Consider the following 18,069-nt stretch of genomic DNA (forward strand, 5'->3'; position numbering starts at 1 on the left):
GGCTCCTCAGGCGGCGACGAGGTCGGTCATGTGGGCGAGCATCCGTTCCGCGTCCGGCTCGCGGCCGGTGAACAGGCGGAACGCATGGGCGGCCTGGAAGACGACCATGCCGCCGCCGTGGAGCGTGCGGCAGCCGATCTCGCGGGCCTGCCGCAGCAGCGCGGTCTCAAGCGGCCGATACACCACATCGGCCACCCACAGGTCCGGCGTGAGCAGTTCGGCGGGCAACGGCAGGCCCGGGTGCGCGGCCATCCCGGTGGGAGTGACGTTGACCAGCCCGTCGGCACCCGCGAGTAGCGCCGGCAGCCGGTCGGGCGTGGCGGCGACGGCGCGGCCCGTCCCGAAGCGCCGGGCCAGCTTGACGGCCAGTTCGACGGCCCGGTCCTGCTGGACGTCCACCAGCGTCATCCGGTCGGCTCCCAAAGTCAGCAGCGCGTGCGCCACCGCCGAGCCCGCCCCGCCCGCACCGAGCTGCACGACCCGGCGGGTCGCCGCGTCGGGCAGGCCGCGGGCGAACGACTCGGCGAACCCGGTCCAGTCGGTGTTGTGCCCGATGGCGCGGCCGCCGTCGAACACCACAGTGTTCACCGCGCCCAGTTTCTCGGCGTCGGGCGACAGCTCGTCCAGATGCTCGATGACCGTCTGTTTGCAGGGATGGGTGATGTTGAGACCAGTGAAGCCGAATCGGCGGGCCGTCGTCACCAGATCGCCGGCGGCCTCCGCGGGCAGCCCGAGTTCGGCGATGTCGATCAGCCGGTAGATGTAGCGCAGGCCGTGAAAGTCGGCCTCGCGCTCGTGCAGGGGTGGACTGAGCGACGGTCCGATCCCCGCCCCGATGAGCCCCACCAGATATGACGTCATCGTCCTTCCTTCTTCAGGAGCATTGCCGCGTGGGCGAGGGCGAGCGGGTAGCCGTGCGGTCCCGCGCCGCAGATCAGCGCGTCCGCGACCTCCGACACGTACGAGCGACGGCGGTACGGCTCCCGCCGGTGGATGTTGGTCAGGTGGACCTCGACCACGGGCAGTCCGGCGGCGGCCAGCGCGTCCCGCAGCGCGACGGACGTGTGCGTGTAGCCCCCGGCGTTGATCACGATCGCGTCCATCTCGCGCCCCGCCTCCTGAACGGCGTCGATGAGCACGCCCTCATGGTTGCTCTGCCGGAAGTCGAGGGCCAGGCCGTGCTCGCGGGCTGCGGCGAGGGACAGTTCCTCAATGTCCGCCAAGGTCGTGATCCCGTAGACAGCGGGCTCGCGGCGGCCGAGCAGGTTGAGGTTGGGCCCGTTGAGGACGAGTACGCGGGGGTCGGGCGGCATGACGCTCCATTATGTACGAACTAGTACGTTACTTTTTATAGACCAGCTCGGCCGACGTGGGAAGCCGCACCGGCTGGCGCCGATGGAAGGGTCAGGCGACGACCGCCACCCGTCCCGTCAGCGCCTCCGAGAAAGGCGGGTGCACGGCCAGCACCTCGGGATCATGACCGGGAAGGATCAGCTCCGGCCCTCCGGCCAGCTCGTTGATGCGGTCGAACGCCGCGTACATGCCGGTCATGCTGTGCAGGATCGCGAAGGGCCGGTCCTCGCGGATGTTCTCGTAGTAGTGGCTCGCGTCGGAGGCCACGACCACGTCGCCGCGCGCGGTGGCGATCCGGACCACCTGCATGCCGGCGGTGTGCCCGCCCACCAGGTGGACGCTCAACCCCGGAAGAAGCTCCACGTCGCCGTCGACGAGGAGCAGCCTCCCGTCCTCGCCCGCCTTCAGCAGATGGTCGACGTCGTCCCGGTCGCACAGCCACTGCTCGCGGGTGATGCGCTCTGCCCACGGCCCCGTCCAGTAGTCGAGCTCCGGCCGCTGCAGGACGTATCGAGCACGGTCGAAGTCACGGGCGGTCCCGGTGTGGTCGTAGTGCAAGTGCGTGAGGATCACGTGATCCACCGACGTCGGATCGACGCCCATCTCAGCCAGCGTCCGTGCGGGCGAGGCCAGATAGGTCATCCCCGCGATGCCGGCGGCGCGCTCGGGACGGATGCCGCTGTCGATCAGCACGGTGTGGCCATCGGAGACCGCGAGCCACACGTAGTAGGCCGTGGGATGCGGCTCGTCCCAGCGGTCGTCGTACCCGTGGAAGTGCTGGCCGCGGCGGCCCTCGCGCTCGGCGTAGCGGATGGCGTAGACGCGGAACGTGCTCATGCCGGCACCTTGACCCGGGTCGTCCCCACAAGGCCGAGCTTGTCGGTGGGCACCCGATAGGTCTCGCGCGCCGTCGCCACCGCCGCGACGTTGACCAGGCACAGCAGTGCGGTGAAGGCCGCGACCCCGAACCAGCTGTCCGGGCCGGTGCCCGCGACGGCGGTGGCGATCGTGGGCGCGAACCCGGCGATCGCGAAGCCGATCTGGGTGCCGACGGCCATACCGGACAACCGCACGCGGGTGCTGAACATCTCGCCGTAGAAAGCCGGCCACACCCCGCTGGTCGCGCTGTGCACGACGCCGAACATGAGGATGCCGATCACGAAGATCAGCAGGTAGTCACCCGCCGAGATCGACCACAGGTAGCCGAACATCAGCACGGCGCACCCCAGCGAACCGCCCGCGAACACGGGCTTACGGCCCACCCGGTCGGAGAGCCTTCCCCACAGCGGGATGGCGATCAGGGCGGCGACGTTGGCCAGGACTCCGACCCAGAGCATGGGCGTGCGATCGAGCTTCATCGTGTTCACCGCGTAGGACAGCGCGTGAACCGTGAAGATCGTGCTGACGGACGCGATGACCGCGGCCACCACCACCCGCAGCACGTCCTTCCAGTGGTCACGGAACAGCACGGCCAGCGGCATCTTGGCGACCGCGCCCTCGGCCACCTCCCGCTCGAAGGCGGGAGTCTCCTCAAGGGTCCGGCGGATCAGCAGGCCGACCGCGGCGACCACGATGCTCAGCCAGAACGGCACCCGCCAGCCCCAAGTGAGGAGCTGGTCCTCAGGGAGCGCGGCGATCGGAAGGAAGACGGCTGTCGCCAGGATCTGCCCGGCCTGAGTGCCGTTGAGCGTGAAGCTCGTGTAGTAGGCGCGGCGTCCGGGCGGGGCGTGCTCCAGAGTCATGGAGTTGGCTCCGGCCTGCTCCCCCGCCACCGAGAAGCCCTGCAGGAGCCGCAGCACAACCAGCAGCACCGGGGCGAGCACACCGATGTCCTCGTACGTCGGCAGGCAGCCGACCAAGAAGGTGGACAAGCCCATCAGGACCAGCGTGGCGACCAGCACCCGCTTGCGGCCGAACTTGTCGCCGATGTGCCCGAGCACGAAAGCGCCCACGGGGCGGGCCAGATAGCCGACGCCGAAGGTCGCCAGCGCCAGAAGGGTTCCGGTCGCCGGAGCCGACTCCGGAAAGAAGATCTTGCTGAAGACCAGCGCTGCGGCGGTGCCGTAGATGAAAAAGTCGTAGTACTCCAAGGCGCTGCCGATCCAGGCGGCGAGCGCCGCCTTACGGGGCTTGCCCTGCGCGGCATGGGGACGGTCCACGGGAACAGCCGACACGGCGGGTCTCCTCTGTGACATCGGGCGGCGACTACCTGGGTCGCACGCGAGGGGGGGTGGGTGACCGCTGAGAACGGGGATGCCGTGTCGGGCCAGGGGCTCACCCATAGCAAAGTTACCCATGGAGGGATAACAGGCCGCCAAGCCCTGTCCGCGATACGGGGTGTCCGTTCCAGCCTGGCTTGTGACGTTGAAGCTAACTCACTAGTTCGTTCATTACAAGAGCGCCCAGAGCAATTCGGCGTCCTGCCACGAGCGTCGGCCGGCATGACCATGCGGCGACATCCGGGACTGGCGCCGGGCCTGGGCGAGGGCGGCAAGCTGCACGTCCGCTTAGGCAAGGGCAGCCGCGGCAAGGGCCTCAAGGCTCGGATGGTCCCGACGATCGAACCGCGCCGAGTATGCACGAAAGCTGCGGATGGAGTTCCAGATTCCACAACGGTTTTGTCTACCTGACAAGCTCACGTCGGCAACAATCTGCACATCCGCGGTTGCGATCAGCAACAGAGGGTGAGCTCCGTGCGCGCCTCACCCCCGGTGCGAAGAAGGATGTCGAGGCGGAGTGAACCATCCCTGGGCCATCTACCTGTGGGCGTTTCTGGGTGTTCGGATCCAGCGCGCGAGAGCAGCTCCAACGCGTGGAGCTTCAGCCGTCGAGTGGGTGATCATCACGGCCATCATCGCCGGCGTCGCACTGGGCTTGGCCACGTTGATCAAGACAGTGGTGGAGCAGAAGCAGGGCGAGATTCAGAACACCCTTGGGGGCGGCACGAGCGGCTGAGCGATCACCCTCGACAGCCGCGCCACCCCAAGTCAGATCCGATCAGCGGCCACCCGGCCACACCGCCGCTCTGCAGGCAGCCCCACCCGACACGCCCCTGGCACAGCTTGAAGACCTTGACCGACCCGAACGGCTTGCGCACGTCGACCGGATTGTCGTTGTGCCACACAGCCCTGCAGGCCACGTTGTCCTTCCTGCCGTGGCGTACCTTGATCGTCGATCGGTCCGCCGGAACGCTCACGCGGTCGTCGGCTCGCCCTGTACGAATTCGATCAAGCTGGAAAAGGCGAATCGGCAGGGCGTATGGCTGTCACCGGGAATCACGGCGTGCCGGCGCGTGTCGTTGGCGCCTGCGCACGATTGCGTGCGCGATCAAGGGGGAGCCGATCAGGGCCGGGAGCAGCCAGTAGGCAACGGTGGGGAGCCTGTCCCACAGTGGCAGGTGGGGGCCGTTGTCGACGTAGAAGCCGATCAACAGCAGCACGTAGGACGTGCCCATTGCGAGGATGTGAAGGTCGGGCCGGCGCCGCCGGTTGGCGTAGCCCGTCAGCGCGGCGGTGAAGCCAAGGGTGCCGATGACGAACAGGTGGACGTTCTCCCGCCAGCGGATCACCGACATGACGGTCAGGGTGAGGTAGGCGACGGCCCACGCCCACAGATAGGTGCGGCCGAACCGCCGGTGCCATGGGCTTCCCTTCCGCGTCAGCGCGGCGATCGCGCCGCAGCTCACGCAGGTGATCCCGGCAGTGACATGGATGGCGAGTGCGGCGAAGAAGACCGGTCCGGCGTTGGGGATCGGAGTGCCCAGGATGTCGATGTGGTCCATCGCATCTCCAATACGTAGTGACCCTACATGTAGGAACGCTACTCCGGGTCTTGGCGTACGGGAAGAGCAGTTGTAGCGTTGCTACCTATGAGGGCGGAAGCACTCAAGGGACACTTGGACGGCCTCCTGCTCGCCACACTGGAGGACGGGCCGCAGCACGGCTACGCGGTGAAGGAAGCCTTGCGTGACGCGACGGGCGGCAAGCTCGATCTGCCCACCGGCACCGTCTATCCGGCGCTGCACCGGCTGGAGCGCGCGGGACTGATCAAGGGGAGCTGGTCGGTGGTGAGCGGTCGCAGACGGCGCACTTATGAGCTGACCGAGCAGGGGCGGCGCTCTTTGGCGGGGGCACGCGACCACTGGCAGGAGTTCGCCGCCGTGATATCCGCGGCGCTGGGTGGTGGACCGTGGCCGGCCACGAACTGATCGAACGCCACCTGCGGACGCTCGCCGAACGGCTGCCCGGCCCCGTGGTCGACGAGCTCGCCGACGGCCTGCTCGCCTCGTACGACGACCAGATGGAGCGGCTCGGGGACCCGGATGCGGCAGCCCGGGCCGCCCTCGCGGACTTCGGTGACGCCGACGCCGTCACCGCCGCCTTCGTTCGTGCCTCACCGGCCCGGCACGCCGCGTTCACACTGCTTGCGGCCGGGCCGATCGTCGGCCTGTGCTGGGGCACCGCTCTTATCACCGCCGACGGCTGGGCCGCGGCGATCCCACCGGCCGCACGCCTGGTCCTCGGACTCCTGCTCGGCTCGGCCGTGCTCATGCTCGTAACGGCCGTCCGGGAACAGCGGCACTATCACACCGTACGGCTGGCCGCCCTGGGCGGCGCGGGAACCGTCGCCGTCTTGGACACGGTCATTCTGGGCACGGTCGTCACGCTTGTGCCGCCGCCGTCCTTGCTGCTGCTCGTGGCGCTGACCGGCAGCGTCGCGAGGATCATGCTGGCGGTACGAGCCATCCCCGCACTGATCACACGCCTGTGACCATGCTGCGGCATCGTCTCGTCACAGGTGCTGCCCCCCCGACAGGAGGGTCGGGACGCGGCGCTGCCGCTGACCGGGAGTACGCCCATGCAGGGACATTCCCGGCGGTGACGGTAAGAGCGGCGGGATCAGCTTTCTTGCCGAGCGTCGATCTCGGCGATCAGAGCCTGGATGCGGGTTTTGATCTCGTCGCGGATCGGCCGGACGGCCTCGACGCCCTTGCCTGCGGGGTCGTCCAGGGCCCAGTCGAGGTACTTCTTGCCCGGGAAGATCGGGCAGGCATCCCCGCAGCCCATGGTGATGACGTAGTCGGAGGCCTGCACCGCCTCGGTGGTTAGCACCTTGGGGGTCTGGCCGGAGATGTCGATGCCGACCTCCTTCATCGCCTCCACGGCGGCAGGGTTGACCTGCTCGGCGGGCAGCGACCCGGCGGAGCGGACCTCGATGCGGTCGCCGGCCAGGTGGGAGAGGAATCCGGCGGCCATCTGGGAGCGGCCGGCGTTGTGCACACAGACGAACAGAACGGACGCGGCAGTAGCGGTCGTGGGCATCTTCGTTCTTTCTTGCTGATGGTGGTGGGGGCCAGGCCTGGGGCAGGGTGGCGAGCAGGTCGGTGTGGGTGTCGATCGCGTCGCGGATGGCGTGCAGGAGCTGGCGGCCGGGCGTCAGATTCGCATCAGCCCCCGCTGATGTGACAGTATCAGTACATGCTGATGTCAGTCGACACTGATCTATTGCGGGTGCTGGCCGATCCCCTGCGGCTGCAGATCGTGACCCTGCTCGCCCGGGAAACGCTGTGCACCACGCACTTGGTGGCCGAGACCGGCGCGCGGCAGACCAACCTGTCCAACCACCTGAAGGTGCTGCGGGACGCCGGGGTGGTGGACACCGAGCCGTGCGGCCGGTTCACCTACTACCGGCTCAAGCCTGACGTCATCGCCGCTTTGGCCGGGCAGTTCGCCGAACTGGCCGAGACCGCCCGTGCCACCGCCGCCGCCGACAGGAAGAGGTCCTGCCCATGACGGCCACCGAGCCCGCGCTCGCCGCGCCCAGGGGCGTGGTGGGCAAGCTGTCGCTGCTGGACCGTTTCCTTGCGGTGTGGATCCTGGCCGCCATGGCCTTGGGCCTTGGTCTGGGCCGCGCCGTCCCGGGGCTGAACGCCGTGCTGTCGAAGGTCGCGATCGGCGGCATCTCCCTGCCGATCGCCCTCGGCCTGCTGATCATGATGTATCCGGTGCTGGCCAAGGTCCGCTACGACAAGCTCGACGCCGTCACCGGCGACCGCCGCCTGATGATCTCTTCACTGGTCGTCAACTGGGTCATCGGCCCGGCCGTGATGTTCGCCCTGGCCTGGATCTTCCTGCCGGACCTGCCGGAGTACCGCACGGGCCTGATCATCGTCGGTCTGGCCCGCTGCATCGCCATGGTCATCATCTGGAACGACCTGGCCTGCGGCGACCGTGAGGCCGCCGCCGTCCTGGTGGCGCTCAACAGCGTGTTCCAGGTCCTGGCGTTCGCCCTGCTCGGTTGGTTCTACCTCGACCTGCTGCCCGGCTGGCTCGGTCTGGGCCAGGGGCAGCACCTTGGCATCTCCGCATGGAAGATCGCCCTCAACGTCGTCATCTTCCTCGGCATCCCGCTGCTGGCCGGGTTCCTCACCCGCCGCCTGGGCGAGCGCAGGCTCGGCCGCCAGCGGTATGAGAGCGCGTTCCTGCCGAAGATCGGCCCGTTCGCGCTGTACGGGCTGCTGTTCACGATCGTGATCCTGTTCGCCCTGCAGGGCAAGACGATCACCTCCGAGCCCGCCGACGTCGCCCGCATCGCGCTGCCGCTGCTGGCCTACTTCGCCCTGATGTGGTTCGGCACCTTCGCCCTCGGCAAGGCCCTGGGCCTGCCGTACGAGCGGACCGCCACGCTGGCCTTCACCGCGGCCGGCAACAACTTCGAGCTGGCGATCGCGGTGGCCATCGCCACCTTCGGCGTCACCTCCGGCCAGGCCCTGTCGGGGGTGGTCGGACCGCTGATCGAGGTCCCCGTGCTGGTGGCGCTGGTCTACGTCTCCCTCGCCTGGCGCCGCAGACTCGCCCCCGCCAACCCCTGACAAGACACCCGTCGGCGGCACGGGGGCTGCTCCGGTAAGTCCGCAGCGGACCCGCTGCATACAGGCCAGACTGTGGTTTTCAGACGCGTGCGGGGCCGGTCAGCAGCCGGCCCATTCCGGCCAGCACGCTCGGCTCGACCCGGTAGTACACCCAGGTACCCCGCCGCTCAGAGGCCAGTAGACCGGCCTCCTTCAGCTTCTTCAGGTGGTGGGAGACGGTCGGCTGGGACACCCCGACGTCGGAGATGTCGCACACGCACGCCTCGCCGCCGGGAGCGGAGGCGACCGCGGAGAACAGGCGCAGCCGCACCGGGTCGCTGAGCGCCTTGAACATCGCCGCCGTCCGCTCGGCCTCTGCCGCGGTGAGGGTGCGTTCGGTCAGCGGCGGGCAGCACGGCACGACATCAGGCTCCAGCACCGGCAGCGTCCGCGTATTCGACATGCATCTATGTTGACACACATCGAACCAACGCGTGAGGGCCCACCAGCTCATCCGCCGCAGTGGGTGACGCACGGCCGGTCAGCGGCGCAGGCGGGCGGCCAGCCGGCGGGCGGCGCGGGCGGCGTCCCGGCCCACCCCACGCAGCGAGTTGGACGACAGGCTGCGCTGCCACTCCAGCCCCACGTAGGCGAGCAGGGGATGGGTGAGCGAGGCGCCGTCGCGGTGCAGCGGACGCCCGGCCGCGTCCAGCGCGCCGAGCCCCGCCAGGTAGGGCAGGTCGGGGCGGTAGCCGGTGGCGAGCACGATCGCATCCACCTGCTCGGTGGTGCCGTCCGCCCAGGTGACCTTGCTGTCGCCAGCCTCGGTGAACAGGGCACGCCGATCCGGGGCGCTGGCGTTCAAGGCGGAGCGGTAGCGGCCGTCATCGAGGACCGGCTGAGTCGGAGGTGTGCGCAGCAGACGGCCCAGCGGCGCGGTGTCCAGCCCGGTGACGGTGAGCCAGAAATGCAGATCCCGGCCGAGCAGGTGCTGACGGGCGAACCGTACCGGCGCCCGGGTGGCCAGCGTCACCCGCGCCACGGTCGCGAGTTCGGCGGCGATCTGCACCGCAGAGTTCCCTGCACCCACCACAACGACCCGCTGACCGGCGAACGGCTCAGGGGCGCGATAGTCGGCCGCGTGCAGCACCGTCCCGGTAAAGTTCCCCAGGCCGGGCAGCGCCGGCCGGTAGGGGTTGCCGAAGGTTCCGCTTGCCGCGACCACGGCCCGTGCGGCGAGGCGGCTGCCGTCTTGCAGGGTGATGCCGAACCCCTCGCCCTCCGCGCTGACCTCCGCGACGCGGGCACCAGTGCGAATGTCGGCGTCCAGGCGGGCGGCGTAGGCGGTGAGATAGTCGATCACCTCGTCACGGTGCGGGTAACGATCCGGATCCCCACCGCTGAACGGCATCCCCGGCAAGGAGCTGTAGCGGGCCGGGGAGAACAGGGTGAGGCTGTCGTAGTACCGGGGCCATGACCCGGCAGGCTGCTGCGATGCCTCCAGGATCACCGGCTTCAACCCGTGCCGCCGTAGGGCGTTCGCCGTGGCCAGCCCGGACTGACCGCCGCCTATCACCGCGACCTCGATCTGATCCATGACCAAACCCTTTCCTGTATCGATGAACGTCTATGTTGACGGGTATCGAAACAGATGCCATGCTGGCCGCGCAACTCATAGACGAATGTCGAATCAGAGGAGACGCCGTGACCACGCCCGCCGCCGAACTGCCTGTCGTCGTGATCGGAGCCGGTCCCGTCGGCCTTGCCGCCGCCGCCCACTTGATCGAACGCGGACTCGACCCACTGGTGCTGGAGGCCGGCCCTGCGGCTGGATCCGCCGTCCGGGAGTGGTCACACGTGCGCCTGTTCTCCACCTGGAGCGAGGTCGTCGACCCCGCCGCCGAAAAGCTGCTCGCCCCGACCGGCTGGGTCCGCCCGGACGCGGCGACGTACCCGACCGGCGGAGACTGGGCCGAGCAGTACCTGCAGCCGCTCGCCGACACTCTCGGCCACAAGGTCCGCTACAACAGCACCGTCACCGGCGTGGCCAAGGCCGGGCGAGACCGGGTGGTCGACTCCGGCCGTGACGAGCAGCCCTTCACCGTGCACGTACGCACCGGCGACGGCCGCGAAGAGCGAATCAGTGCCCGTGCGGTCATCGACGCCTCCGGCACCTGGACCACCCCCAACCCGCTCGGTGGTGACGGGCTGCCCGCGCTCGGTGAAAAGAGCGCGACCGACCGCGTCTCCTATCGCGTCCCCGACCTGCGCGACCCTGCCGTACGCGCCCGGTACGCAGGGCGGCGCACCGCGGTGGTCGGCTCCGGCGCCTCGGCCTTCACCGCACTGGCGGCCCTCGCCGACCTGGCCGAGCAGGAGCCGGGTACGCACGCGGTATGGGTCCTGCGGCGCGGCATCGGCGCCGATACCTTCGGCGGCGGCGAGGCCGACCAGCTCCCCGCACGCGGCGCCCTCGGGCTCGCCGCCAAGGCCGCCGTCGAGGCGGGACACGCCACGGCGGTCACCGGCTTCCGCACCGCCGCCGTGCAGCGTGACGGTGACCGCCTGGTCCTCGTCTCCGACGACGGCCGGGTCACCGAGCCGGTCGACGAGGTCATCGTGCTGACCGGATTCCGCCCCGACCTGTCGTTCCTGTCCGAGGTGCGCCTCGGCCTGGACGAGCGCCTTCAGGCCCCGCTCGCGCTGGCGCCGCTGATCGACCCCAACGTGCACTCCTGCGGCACCGTCTACCCCCACGGCGTGAACGAGCTGTCCCACCCCGAGCAGGGCATCTACCTGGTCGGCATGAAGTCCTACGGCCGCGCCCCGACGTTCCTGGCCATGACCGGCTACGAGCAGACCCGCTCCATCACCGCCGCCCTGGCCGGCGACCGGGAGGCCGCCGAACGCGTCGAGCTCGTCCTGCCCGAGACCGGGGTGTGCGGCGGCTCCGGCCTGTTCGACCAGGCGGACACGGCGGAGGCGTCCGGTGGCTGCTGCGCCGCCCCGGCCACCCTGCAGATCGGCATCGGCGCTCCCGCGTCCTCCGGCGGCTGCTGACCGCAGTGGCCGATCTTCACGCTCACGCGGCCGCGACCGGCTCACAGGACCGGTCGCGGCCGCGTGCCGTCCTGCCCGCCCTGTGCCTCACCCAGATCACCGGCTGGGGCGTGGTCTACTACGCCTTTCCCGTGCTCAACCCGGCCATCACCGCGGACACCGGCTGGTCGGCTGCCGCCACCACCGCGGCCTTCTCCGCCGCCCTGCTCGTCTCCGCGCTCGCCGGCATCCCCGTCGGCCGCATCCTGGACACCCGCGGCCCACGGGCGGTGATGACGATCGGGTCGATCCTGGCCACGCTCAGCGTGCTGGCCGCCGCCTACGCGCCCACCCTGCCCGCCTTCACCGCGGCCTGGCTGCTCGCCGGGATCGCCATGGCGGCCACCTTCTACCAGCCGGCGTTCGCGGCCGTGACCCGCTGGTGGGGACCCGACCGCGTCCGCGCGCTCACCATCGTGACCCTCGCCGGCGGGCTGGCCTCCACCGTCTTCGCCCCCCTGACCGCCACCCTCGCCGAGTACCTGTCCTGGCGCACCACCTACGCGGTGCTCGCCGTGATCCTGGCCGTCGTCACCATCCCGGCCCACGCCCTCGCGCTGCGGGCCCCCTGGCCCCTCGCCCCATCGCCACCGTCCGGTCAGCCTGCACACGGAACCGGCGATGCGCCGGTGAATGTGGCCAGGAGCAGGCCGTTCCTCCTGCTGGCTGCCGCGCTGACCGCCTCCGCCTTCGCGATGTACGCCGTCGTCATCGCGCTGGTTCCCCTTCTCACCACGCGTGGCGCCTCCACCACGGCCGCCGCCTGGGCACTCGGCCTAGGCGGCGCCGGCCAGACCCTCGGCCGCACCCTGTACGCCGCCCTCGCCCGCCGCACCGACGTAAGGCTCCGCACCGCCGCGCTGATGGCGGCCGGTGGCGCCACCACCGCCGCCCTGGCCGTCATCCCCGGACCCGTCGCGCTGCTCACCGCGATCGCCGTCGCCGCAGGCATGGTGCGCGGCAACCTCACCCTGCTCCAGGCCACCGCCGTCCCCGATCGCTGGGGCACCACCCACTACGGCCGCCTGTCCGGCCTGCTGGCCGCCCCCGCCACCATCGCCGCAGCTCTGGCTCCCTTCGCCGGGGCCGCTCTCGCCCCGCCCCTGGGCGGGTATCCGCACCTGTTCACCCTGCTTGCGACCATGTCCGCCCTCGCGGGCTTCCTCGCCCTGGGCACCGGCCCCAACCGCATCAGGCAGTGACACCACCGGTGGCATCAGATGGCGGGGCTACGGCGTTCGATCATGAGGACGTCGCGCCAGACGCCGTGGTGGCGTCCGATGCGTTCGCGGGTGCCGAGGACACGGAAGCCGGCCGCCTGGTGCAGAGCCAGGCCGGCCGTGTTCTCGGGGAACACGCCGGATTGGATCGTCCAGATGCCGGCGTCCTCGCTCGCGGCGACGAAGGCGTCCAGAAGGGCACGACCCAGGCCCCGGGAACCGTAATCGGGGTGGACGTAGATGCTGTGTTCGACGACGCCCGCATAGACGGGACGGGCGGAGACGCGGGAGGCGGCCACCCAGGCGACCACCTGGCCCGTACGGGTGTCGGCGACGACGTACCGCAAATGTCCGAGGCGGGCGGAACTGAACGCCTCCCAGGTCGGAGCAGTGGTCTCGAAGCTCGCGTGGCCGGTGTCGAGGCCGAGCTGGTAGACGCTCAGAACCTGGCCGGCGTCCTCGGCGCGCATGGGGCGGATTTCGAAGCCGGGAGCGACGGGCGGCTTGACGGCCTTGACGACGGCCGAGTGGACGCCGTCACCGTGGTCCGCGGTGGGGGTGACGGTAATGCCGGTGAAGCCGGCGTCCAGGAGCAGGGTGCGGTACTCGCCGGCGGTCAGGGAACCGGCGGTGCATCCGATGCGGGTCTCGGTGCGGCGGCGCAGGTCCTCGTCGGGGACGGCGTCCTCGGTGACGACGTCGCTGACGCCGAAGCGGCCGCCGGGGCGCAGGACACGGAACGCCTCGGCCAGGGTGGCCGCCTTGTCGTCGGACAGGTTGATGACGCAGTTGGAGATGACCACGTCGACCGCACGGCCGGGCAGCGGGATGTGCTCGATGGTGCCGTGCAGGAACTCGGTGTTGGTCACGCCGGCCTTTGCGGCGTTGTCGCGGGCGAGGCTCAGCATGTCGGAGCTGGCGTCCAGGCCGTAGACCCTGCCGGTGGGACCGACGCGGCGGGCGGACAGCAGGACGTCGATTCCGCCGCCGGAGCCGAGGTCGAGCACGACCTCGCCCTCGCGCAGGTCGGCGACGGCGACGGGGTTGCCGCAGCCCAGGCTGGCGCGCAGGGCGCCCTCGGGCAGTGCGGCGGTGTCGTCGTATCCGGCGGCGCCGACGCAGCCCTCGCCGAAGGACGTGGAGTCGCGGCCGGACTGGCCGGTCATCGCCGTCCTGGCGAACCTGGAGTAGCGGTCGACGATCTCATCGTGAGCCACGGCGGCCTCCTTCACACGCGGACGGGTGCGGCGGCGAGCCCAGGCCGCCCCGCTTCACCTCATCCTGCCGTCATCCAGCCGTTGCGGGCGGCGGCCGCGGACAGGTGCTCCAGCAGCCCACGGGCCCAGGCGTCCGGGTCGAAGCCCTCCGCCGCCGCCACGTCCAGGCCGAGGTTCAGCCACGCCGGCGCGGCCTCGGCCTTGGCGTAGCGGTCGTAATCGACGTCGAGACCGCGCCTCGCGGGCTCCGAACCCAGCCAGAGGGGCACCAGTTCTTCCAGGCCGTCCCCGGTTTTCGCCGAGTAGCCGAGAACGGCGGCGGTGGGGTACCGCTCACGCAGGTCCGCGATGACGGCGGCGGCCTCCGCCGTGCCGAGCAGGTCGATCTTGTTGAGGGCGATCACGTCGGCTTCCTGTAACTGCTTGCCGAACAGGTAGGACATGTCCGACTCCGTGTCGTCCAGCCGCAGCGACGTACGGAGCGCGTCAAGCCTTTCCGGTTCGACCACGACCCTGCGCTCGCGGTGGAAGTTCCGCAGGCTCTTCGACGCCGTTAAGGCATCCGACGTGGTCATCACCATGGGCTGCGGTGATGCATGCCCTATCCTCCCCGGCAAACGGTACGAGGACTGGAAACTCGACGACCCGGCCGGGCAGGGCATCGATGCTGTGCGCGTGACATAAGGAACGAGATGTACGACCGGGTAAAGGTTCTGATGGTCGAACTTCTGCAGCCCTGATGCGCTTCCCAGGAGTACGGGGGTGGCTCTCGTGGTCGGCGTCCTTGTCGACGAGAGCCCACTGCGCGAGCTGATCGACCGCAGCGTGCGGGTGCACAAGTGCGTCGACCGGGCCGGCAGGCGTCAGGACGGCGGGCGCAGCTGACCCTCTGCTCCCTATCCGGCGGACACTCGCCCGTGCCTGCGTCTGGAATGGCGCAACGAGAGCAGAGTCAGGTCGACAAGGGCGGCGGCCAGGACCGCACTGCTTATCACGCCGAGCCATGTCAGGCCTGCCATGAAGCTCAGGATCGCGACGCCGACGCACAAGATCAAGATTGCGATGGACGCCGCGACATGGAGCAGCTCGCGCTCGGTGAGATGTTGTTCGGGCGTCTCGTGCCGGGGCTGGTCCCGCGAGGTCATGAGCCCTCCTGATGTTCTGCGTTTCGCCGGGTCAGCCGGGCCGTACCCGCACAGGTCCACTCAACTCGCCAAAACCGCCAGCCCTCCGCGTCGGTGATGGACGCTCTCCGGGCCGTACATGGGTCCCGGCTGCTCACGCAGCCACGGCAGGAGGTTTCACAGATCCCACTTACGCGGCTAATCCGGTGATATCTGCTTGAAAGGGTACATTTTCAAAGTGCGGCCCTCGATCACCGTGTACGTCGCCTCCGGGACCTCGAACCACATGCCGGGCAGATCTCGCAGCGGTTCCGAGACGACGACCTGTGCGCCTTCGGAGAGCTCCATGAGGGTGAACACTTCGGGATGCAGTCGCTGGATGCACCTCGCGCTGCTGCTGTGAGAGATCACACCGTTGTGCATCCACAGCCACCTGCACTTGCGAACGGATGGAAGTTCGTCTGCTGAATCGCCGTTCCCGTGGAAGCGCGCACGTGCGCCATGAACAGCGGCGACCGGACGAAGCGTGCGAGTTGCCGGAGGTTGTGATCCCCCAGGCGGGCTTGGCGTCCTTGAACACCGCGGGTGTCGCCTCGCCGTCGCCGTAGCAGTCCACGCCGAACCCGTCGCCGTTGACCGGCTCCGGGCCATACCTGGCGTGGAGGCTCTGGTCGATCAGTGAGTGCTCCGGCTCGTAGATCAGCTTCTCCAGTCTGATCGGCGAGCCGGAATAAAGACTCGGCCTCCGTCGGCTGGCGACCCGATCGCGGAACGAGGCTCATCGGATGAGCACCAGGCGGATCGCCTCCTCCACCGGGATGCCGCCGCCGATCAGTTCGAGGATGCGATGCCGAGTCTCGGGAGTGTCGAGCAACGCCGCGATCACATCGGCGACGTCGTCGCGCGAGACCTCGCCGAGCGGCAGCGGCGGGTCCGCCAGCGTGACCAGGCCCAATCCCCGCTCATCGGTCAGCCGCCCGGGGCGCAGGATCGTCCAGTCGAGATCGCGGGTGCGGAGGTTGTCCTCGGCGGCGCTCTTCGCCGCGACGTACGCCGCCCAGGCGTCGTCGCTTTCCGGAGGCGGTCGCCGGCCCGCGCCCATGCAGGAGATGTGGATGAATCGCCGCACACGGGCCTTCTCGGCCGCCTCCGCCATGAGGGCCAGTGCCCACTGGTCGACCGCGTACATACGGACGAGACCGCCCACCGGCCCGGCGCCGGCGGCGAAGACCACCGCGCCGGCCCCTATGAGGATCCGCTCCACCTCCTCGACACGGGCGTCCTCCAGGTCACAGAGCACCGGCTCTGCCCCGGCCGCCCGGACGTCGACGTCGTGCTCCGGGTTACGGATGAGGCCCACTGGCGCGTCTCCGCGGTCCGCGAGCACCCTTTCCAGCCTGAGAGCGACCCTCCCATGGCCCCCTGCGATCACCACTCGCATGTGACTCACCCCCGATGACAAGCTCCCGGCAGCCGCCCGCACACCATGAGGCCGTACCCAGCCACGGCCGCTCCCACAAGGGCGCGGCGCCGCCTGATATGACCGGTGGATGAACGGGCGGATGTCAGGCGCCGAAAAGCCGATCAAGACGGGGGCGAGCAGGAGTCGGGGGCCACGTCGTGCGTCTGACGGTCGAGCGTCCGGTGCTCCGCTGTACGGAGCGCATCCGCCGTGGCCCTGACGACCTGGGCGGGTATGCCGACGTTCGTCATGAACACGGCTACGGCATCGCCCCTGCGACCGGCGTCGAGCAGTTCGCAGTCTCTGCGTGTACTCCTTCATCCAGCTGCCGTCCTCGACCTCGGCCAGGAACGGCGGCTCGTAAAGTGCGAGCTTGGTGATCCCAGGGCCGACGGCCGCGGCCGCGGCGAGAGCAGCCCTGAGAAATGGCCTAGACGTAGGCCTCGCCGCGGGCCTGCGCGATGAGGGCCCGCAGATCCTCGACCTCGCGGGCGACCGCGTAGGGCATCGTGTCCGAGCTCTCACCCCGGCCGCGACGGTCGTACGTGCAGACAGTGAAGGCGTCTCGCAGCAGCGCGGCGAGCGGCCGCATCGGTCCCGCGCCACGAAAGCACACGGCACCGTCGACGAGACGAGCAACGGCCCGATTCCCCTGCGTTCGCACGCGATCGTGGCGCCGACGGCTGAGGTGACTGTGGGCATGCCGTGCTCCCTACTCCTGCGGGCCGGCGAGATAGACGTCGAAACGGTCGAGACTCGGTGGCGAAGCCGGCTCGCGCCTCGGCACTGAGGTACGCGGCCGGCACGTTCGTCCGATGGGCGGCATGCGGACCACGATCACGTTCATCGACCTGCACGACGGGCGAACCGAGGTGGTCACCCCCTTCCGCACGCGGGGCCGACGCACGGCTGAAGATCGAGACCTGGATCGTCGACTTCTACACCAGCAGGAGGCACAGCGCCAACGACGGGCTGCCGCCTGTCACAGTCGAGCGTCAGATGATCGAGAACAAGGCAAGCGTCAGCGGCCCTGCTCAGGGCCGCTGTGGCATAGGACCGTCTCCACACTTTCAGGGGGTGCGCCACGAGGCGCTGTTGGACCGAGCGGAGGTGAAAGGACTCCGCCTCCTGCCTGTCGTAGCAGGCAGGTGAAGCTGGCGGCAGCCTGACCTGGAGGAACGCCGGGGAAGGCGGGAGCAGCCGCGACAAAGTCGGGTCGGCTCAGGACTGCCGGATGGGTCGGGCTCGGTGAGCAAGAGAGGAAGGTGTACGTGAGGAACCGGTGTTGTTACGCCTCTTGAAAGTGTGCCAGCTCGAACCCGGTGGATCTGGGCTGGTTGGCGGCGCGCAGCCGATGCTTGGCCGTCGAGTCCGCGGCGGCGGAGGATCGGTGAACTCCCGGGCAGGTTTCCCCTGCTGGGCCTGGGAGGTCACGGTGAAGGACTACGGCGTAGCCGTGGCGATGCCGCAGGGGTATAGCCGGGCACCTCACCTCTCGATCGGTTGGCAGTGAACGTGGGAACCGCCGGTGGGCCGGTCCCGTTCAGGTCTCTTCCAGAGGGCCGTGCGGGATAGGACGCGTTGCCCGTCGAAGGGCACCGGCGGGGCGGAGCCGCCGTAGTACTCCGAGGCCGGGAAAGCCGGCCACATGGGGAAGGGCGGCAGCGTGTCAGACAAGGAGCGCTCTGCAATGGTCGAAGATGCCCCGGTGAACACCGGGGCCGGGACGGACGAACCTGCCTTG

At 69.6% G+C, this 18,069-nt stretch carries 22 protein-coding genes and 1 pseudogene; 9 read left to right on the plus strand and 14 right to left on the minus strand.

The annotated features are described in order from the left end of the window. Positions 1-6: 6 nt before the first annotated feature. The 4 genes from FLX08_RS24000 to FLX08_RS24015 form a co-directional block, all read right to left on the minus strand. Positions 7-861 (minus strand): shikimate dehydrogenase, encoded by an 855-nt coding sequence (locus FLX08_RS24000; protein ID WP_142621552.1) that lies wholly within the window; start codon positions 859-861, stop codon positions 7-9. After that, positions 858-1,313 (minus strand): type II 3-dehydroquinate dehydratase, encoded by a 456-nt coding sequence (gene aroQ / locus FLX08_RS24005; protein WP_142621554.1) that lies wholly within the window; start codon positions 1,311-1,313, stop codon positions 858-860. The genes FLX08_RS24000 and aroQ overlap by 4 nt, the downstream gene beginning before the upstream one ends. Before the next feature lie 91 nt (positions 1,314-1,404). Continuing rightward, positions 1,405-2,190, minus strand: a complete 786-nt coding sequence (locus FLX08_RS24010; RefSeq protein ID WP_142621556.1) for an N-acyl homoserine lactonase family protein — start codon at positions 2,188-2,190, stop codon at positions 1,405-1,407. Beyond that, entirely contained in the window at positions 2,187-3,527 is a 1,341-nt protein-coding gene (locus tag FLX08_RS24015; protein ID WP_244312852.1) for an MFS transporter, read from the minus strand. Before FLX08_RS24015 ends, FLX08_RS24010 begins: the two co-directional genes overlap by 4 nt. A 562-nt stretch (positions 3,528-4,089) precedes the next feature. On the opposite strand from FLX08_RS24015, the gene FLX08_RS24025 reads away from it, so the two are divergent. After that, positions 4,090-4,308, plus strand: a complete 219-nt coding sequence (locus FLX08_RS24025) for a Flp family type IVb pilin (protein WP_142621559.1) — start codon at positions 4,090-4,092, stop codon at positions 4,306-4,308. Between the two features lie 310 nt (positions 4,309-4,618). On the opposite strand, the gene FLX08_RS24030 is transcribed toward FLX08_RS24025, so the two are convergent. Then, complete coding sequence (locus tag FLX08_RS24030) at positions 4,619-5,134, minus strand: DUF2306 domain-containing protein (protein WP_142621561.1); 516 nt, start codon at positions 5,132-5,134, stop codon at positions 4,619-4,621. A gap of 87 nt (positions 5,135-5,221) precedes the next feature. Here FLX08_RS24030 and FLX08_RS24035 point away from each other — a divergent pair, with 87 nt between their 5' ends. After that, the gene (locus FLX08_RS24035; protein ID WP_142621563.1) at positions 5,222-5,560 is read left to right on the plus strand and encodes a PadR family transcriptional regulator; all 339 of its coding nucleotides are present in this window, start codon (positions 5,222-5,224) and stop codon (positions 5,558-5,560) included. Next, positions 5,542-6,123: a hypothetical protein gene (locus FLX08_RS24040; protein WP_142621565.1), complete on the plus strand. Its 582-nt coding sequence runs from the start codon at positions 5,542-5,544 to the stop codon at positions 6,121-6,123. Before FLX08_RS24035 ends, FLX08_RS24040 begins: the two co-directional genes overlap by 19 nt. A gap of 128 nt (positions 6,124-6,251) precedes the next feature. Here FLX08_RS24040 and FLX08_RS24045 read toward each other — a convergent pair whose 3' ends face one another. Beyond that, the gene (locus tag FLX08_RS24045; RefSeq protein ID WP_142621567.1) at positions 6,252-6,674 is read right to left on the minus strand and encodes an arsenate reductase ArsC; all 423 of its coding nucleotides are present in this window, start codon (positions 6,672-6,674) and stop codon (positions 6,252-6,254) included. 156 nt (positions 6,675-6,830) lie between these two features. Between FLX08_RS24045 and FLX08_RS24050 the strand changes: the two genes are divergently transcribed. After that, on the plus strand, positions 6,831-7,145 hold the full coding sequence (locus FLX08_RS24050) for an ArsR/SmtB family transcription factor (RefSeq protein ID WP_142621569.1): 315 nt from the start codon (positions 6,831-6,833) through the stop codon (positions 7,143-7,145). Then, a complete protein-coding gene (arsB, locus tag FLX08_RS24055) occupies positions 7,142-8,224 on the plus strand; it encodes an ACR3 family arsenite efflux transporter (protein ID WP_142621571.1) in 1,083 nt (360 codons plus the stop codon). Before FLX08_RS24050 ends, arsB begins: the two co-directional genes overlap by 4 nt. A gap of 79 nt (positions 8,225-8,303) precedes the next feature. Here arsB and FLX08_RS24060 read toward each other — a convergent pair whose 3' ends face one another. After that, positions 8,304-8,666 carry an ArsR/SmtB family transcription factor gene (locus FLX08_RS24060; protein WP_142621573.1) on the minus strand — a complete coding sequence of 121 codons (363 nt, stop codon included), beginning with the start codon at positions 8,664-8,666 and terminating at the stop codon, positions 8,304-8,306. Positions 8,667-8,744: 78 nt separating this feature from the next. Then, positions 8,745-9,800, minus strand: a complete 1,056-nt coding sequence (locus FLX08_RS24065) for a flavin-containing monooxygenase (RefSeq protein ID WP_142621575.1) — start codon at positions 9,798-9,800, stop codon at positions 8,745-8,747. 107 nt (positions 9,801-9,907) lie between these two features. On the opposite strand from FLX08_RS24065, the gene FLX08_RS24070 reads away from it, so the two are divergent. Continuing rightward, positions 9,908-11,263 carry an FAD-dependent oxidoreductase gene (locus tag FLX08_RS24070; RefSeq protein ID WP_244312853.1) on the plus strand — a complete coding sequence of 452 codons (1,356 nt, stop codon included), beginning with the start codon at positions 9,908-9,910 and terminating at the stop codon, positions 11,261-11,263. Positions 11,264-11,268: 5 nt separating this feature from the next. Then, on the plus strand, positions 11,269-12,504 hold the full coding sequence (locus tag FLX08_RS24075; RefSeq protein ID WP_142621577.1) for an MFS transporter: 1,236 nt from the start codon (positions 11,269-11,271) through the stop codon (positions 12,502-12,504). A 14-nt stretch (positions 12,505-12,518) separates the two neighbouring features. Here FLX08_RS24075 and FLX08_RS24080 read toward each other — a convergent pair whose 3' ends face one another. After that, the gene (locus FLX08_RS24080; protein WP_208761622.1) at positions 12,519-13,739 is read right to left on the minus strand and encodes a GNAT family N-acetyltransferase; all 1,221 of its coding nucleotides are present in this window, start codon (positions 13,737-13,739) and stop codon (positions 12,519-12,521) included. 59 nt (positions 13,740-13,798) lie between these two features. Then, positions 13,799-14,320, minus strand: a complete 522-nt coding sequence (locus FLX08_RS24085; RefSeq protein ID WP_425280638.1) for a P-loop NTPase family protein — start codon at positions 14,318-14,320, stop codon at positions 13,799-13,801. Between FLX08_RS24085 and FLX08_RS43450 the strand changes: the two are divergent. Together FLX08_RS43450 and FLX08_RS42985 are read left to right on the plus strand one after the other, a co-directional pair. Beyond that, positions 14,286-14,479, plus strand: a pseudogene (locus FLX08_RS43450) (low molecular weight phosphatase family protein); the annotation flags it as partial. The gene FLX08_RS24085 and the pseudogene FLX08_RS43450 sit on opposite strands and share 35 nt — an antisense overlap. A 22-nt stretch (positions 14,480-14,501) precedes the next feature. Further along, positions 14,502-14,624 (plus strand): hypothetical protein, encoded by a 123-nt coding sequence (locus FLX08_RS42985; RefSeq protein WP_280117127.1) that lies wholly within the window; start codon positions 14,502-14,504, stop codon positions 14,622-14,624. Positions 14,625-14,635: 11 nt separating this feature from the next. Here FLX08_RS42985 and FLX08_RS24090 read toward each other — a convergent pair whose 3' ends face one another. The 4 genes from FLX08_RS24090 to FLX08_RS40790 form a co-directional block, all read right to left on the minus strand. Beyond that, the gene (locus tag FLX08_RS24090; RefSeq protein ID WP_142621580.1) at positions 14,636-14,884 is read right to left on the minus strand and encodes a hypothetical protein; all 249 of its coding nucleotides are present in this window, start codon (positions 14,882-14,884) and stop codon (positions 14,636-14,638) included. 177 nt (positions 14,885-15,061) lie between these two features. Then, entirely contained in the window at positions 15,062-15,286 is a 225-nt protein-coding gene (locus FLX08_RS41475) for a hypothetical protein (RefSeq protein WP_208761623.1), read from the minus strand. 355 nt (positions 15,287-15,641) lie between these two features. After that, positions 15,642-16,304, minus strand: a complete 663-nt coding sequence (locus FLX08_RS24100) for an NAD(P)H-binding protein (RefSeq protein WP_142621582.1) — start codon at positions 16,302-16,304, stop codon at positions 15,642-15,644. A 451-nt stretch (positions 16,305-16,755) separates the two neighbouring features. Continuing rightward, complete coding sequence (locus FLX08_RS40790) at positions 16,756-16,917, minus strand: alpha/beta fold hydrolase (protein WP_167530552.1); 162 nt, start codon at positions 16,915-16,917, stop codon at positions 16,756-16,758. Positions 16,918-18,069: the final 1,152 nt, after the last annotated feature.

This window comes from Microbispora hainanensis (assembly GCF_006874475.1).
Classification (GTDB): Bacteria; Actinomycetota; Actinomycetes; order Streptosporangiales; family Streptosporangiaceae; genus Microbispora; species Microbispora hainanensis.

Coding starts and splice junctions, on each gene's coding strand:
- FLX08_RS24000 (WP_142621552.1), bottom strand. CDS start 861: ATGACGTCATATCTGGTGGGGCTCATCGGGGCGGGGATCGGACCGTCG.
- aroQ (WP_142621554.1), bottom strand. CDS start 1,313: ATGCCGCCCGACCCCCGCGTACTCGTCCTCAACGGGCCCAACCTCAAC.
- FLX08_RS24010 (WP_142621556.1), bottom strand. CDS start 2,190: ATGAGCACGTTCCGCGTCTACGCCATCCGCTACGCCGAGCGCGAGGGC.
- FLX08_RS24030 (WP_142621561.1), bottom strand. CDS start 5,134: ATGGACCACATCGACATCCTGGGCACTCCGATCCCCAACGCCGGACCG.
- FLX08_RS24035 (WP_142621563.1), top strand. CDS start 5,222: ATGAGGGCGGAAGCACTCAAGGGACACTTGGACGGCCTCCTGCTCGCC.
- FLX08_RS24045 (WP_142621567.1), bottom strand. CDS start 6,674: ATGCCCACGACCGCTACTGCCGCGTCCGTTCTGTTCGTCTGTGTGCAC.
- FLX08_RS24050 (WP_142621569.1), top strand. CDS start 6,831: ATGCTGATGTCAGTCGACACTGATCTATTGCGGGTGCTGGCCGATCCC.
- arsB (WP_142621571.1), top strand. CDS start 7,142: ATGACGGCCACCGAGCCCGCGCTCGCCGCGCCCAGGGGCGTGGTGGGC.
- FLX08_RS24060 (WP_142621573.1), bottom strand. CDS start 8,666: ATGTCGAATACGCGGACGCTGCCGGTGCTGGAGCCTGATGTCGTGCCG.
- FLX08_RS24065 (WP_142621575.1), bottom strand. CDS start 9,800: ATGGATCAGATCGAGGTCGCGGTGATAGGCGGCGGTCAGTCCGGGCTG.
- FLX08_RS24085 (WP_425280638.1), bottom strand. CDS start 14,320: ATGGTGATGACCACGTCGGATGCCTTAACGGCGTCGAAGAGCCTGCGG.
- FLX08_RS24090 (WP_142621580.1), bottom strand. CDS start 14,884: ATGACCTCGCGGGACCAGCCCCGGCACGAGACGCCCGAACAACATCTC.
- FLX08_RS41475 (WP_208761623.1), bottom strand. CDS start 15,286: ATGCACAACGGTGTGATCTCTCACAGCAGCAGCGCGAGGTGCATCCAG.
- FLX08_RS24100 (WP_142621582.1), bottom strand. CDS start 16,304: ATGCGAGTGGTGATCGCAGGGGGCCATGGGAGGGTCGCTCTCAGGCTG.
- FLX08_RS40790 (WP_167530552.1), bottom strand. CDS start 16,917: ATGCGGCCGCTCGCCGCGCTGCTGCGAGACGCCTTCACTGTCTGCACG.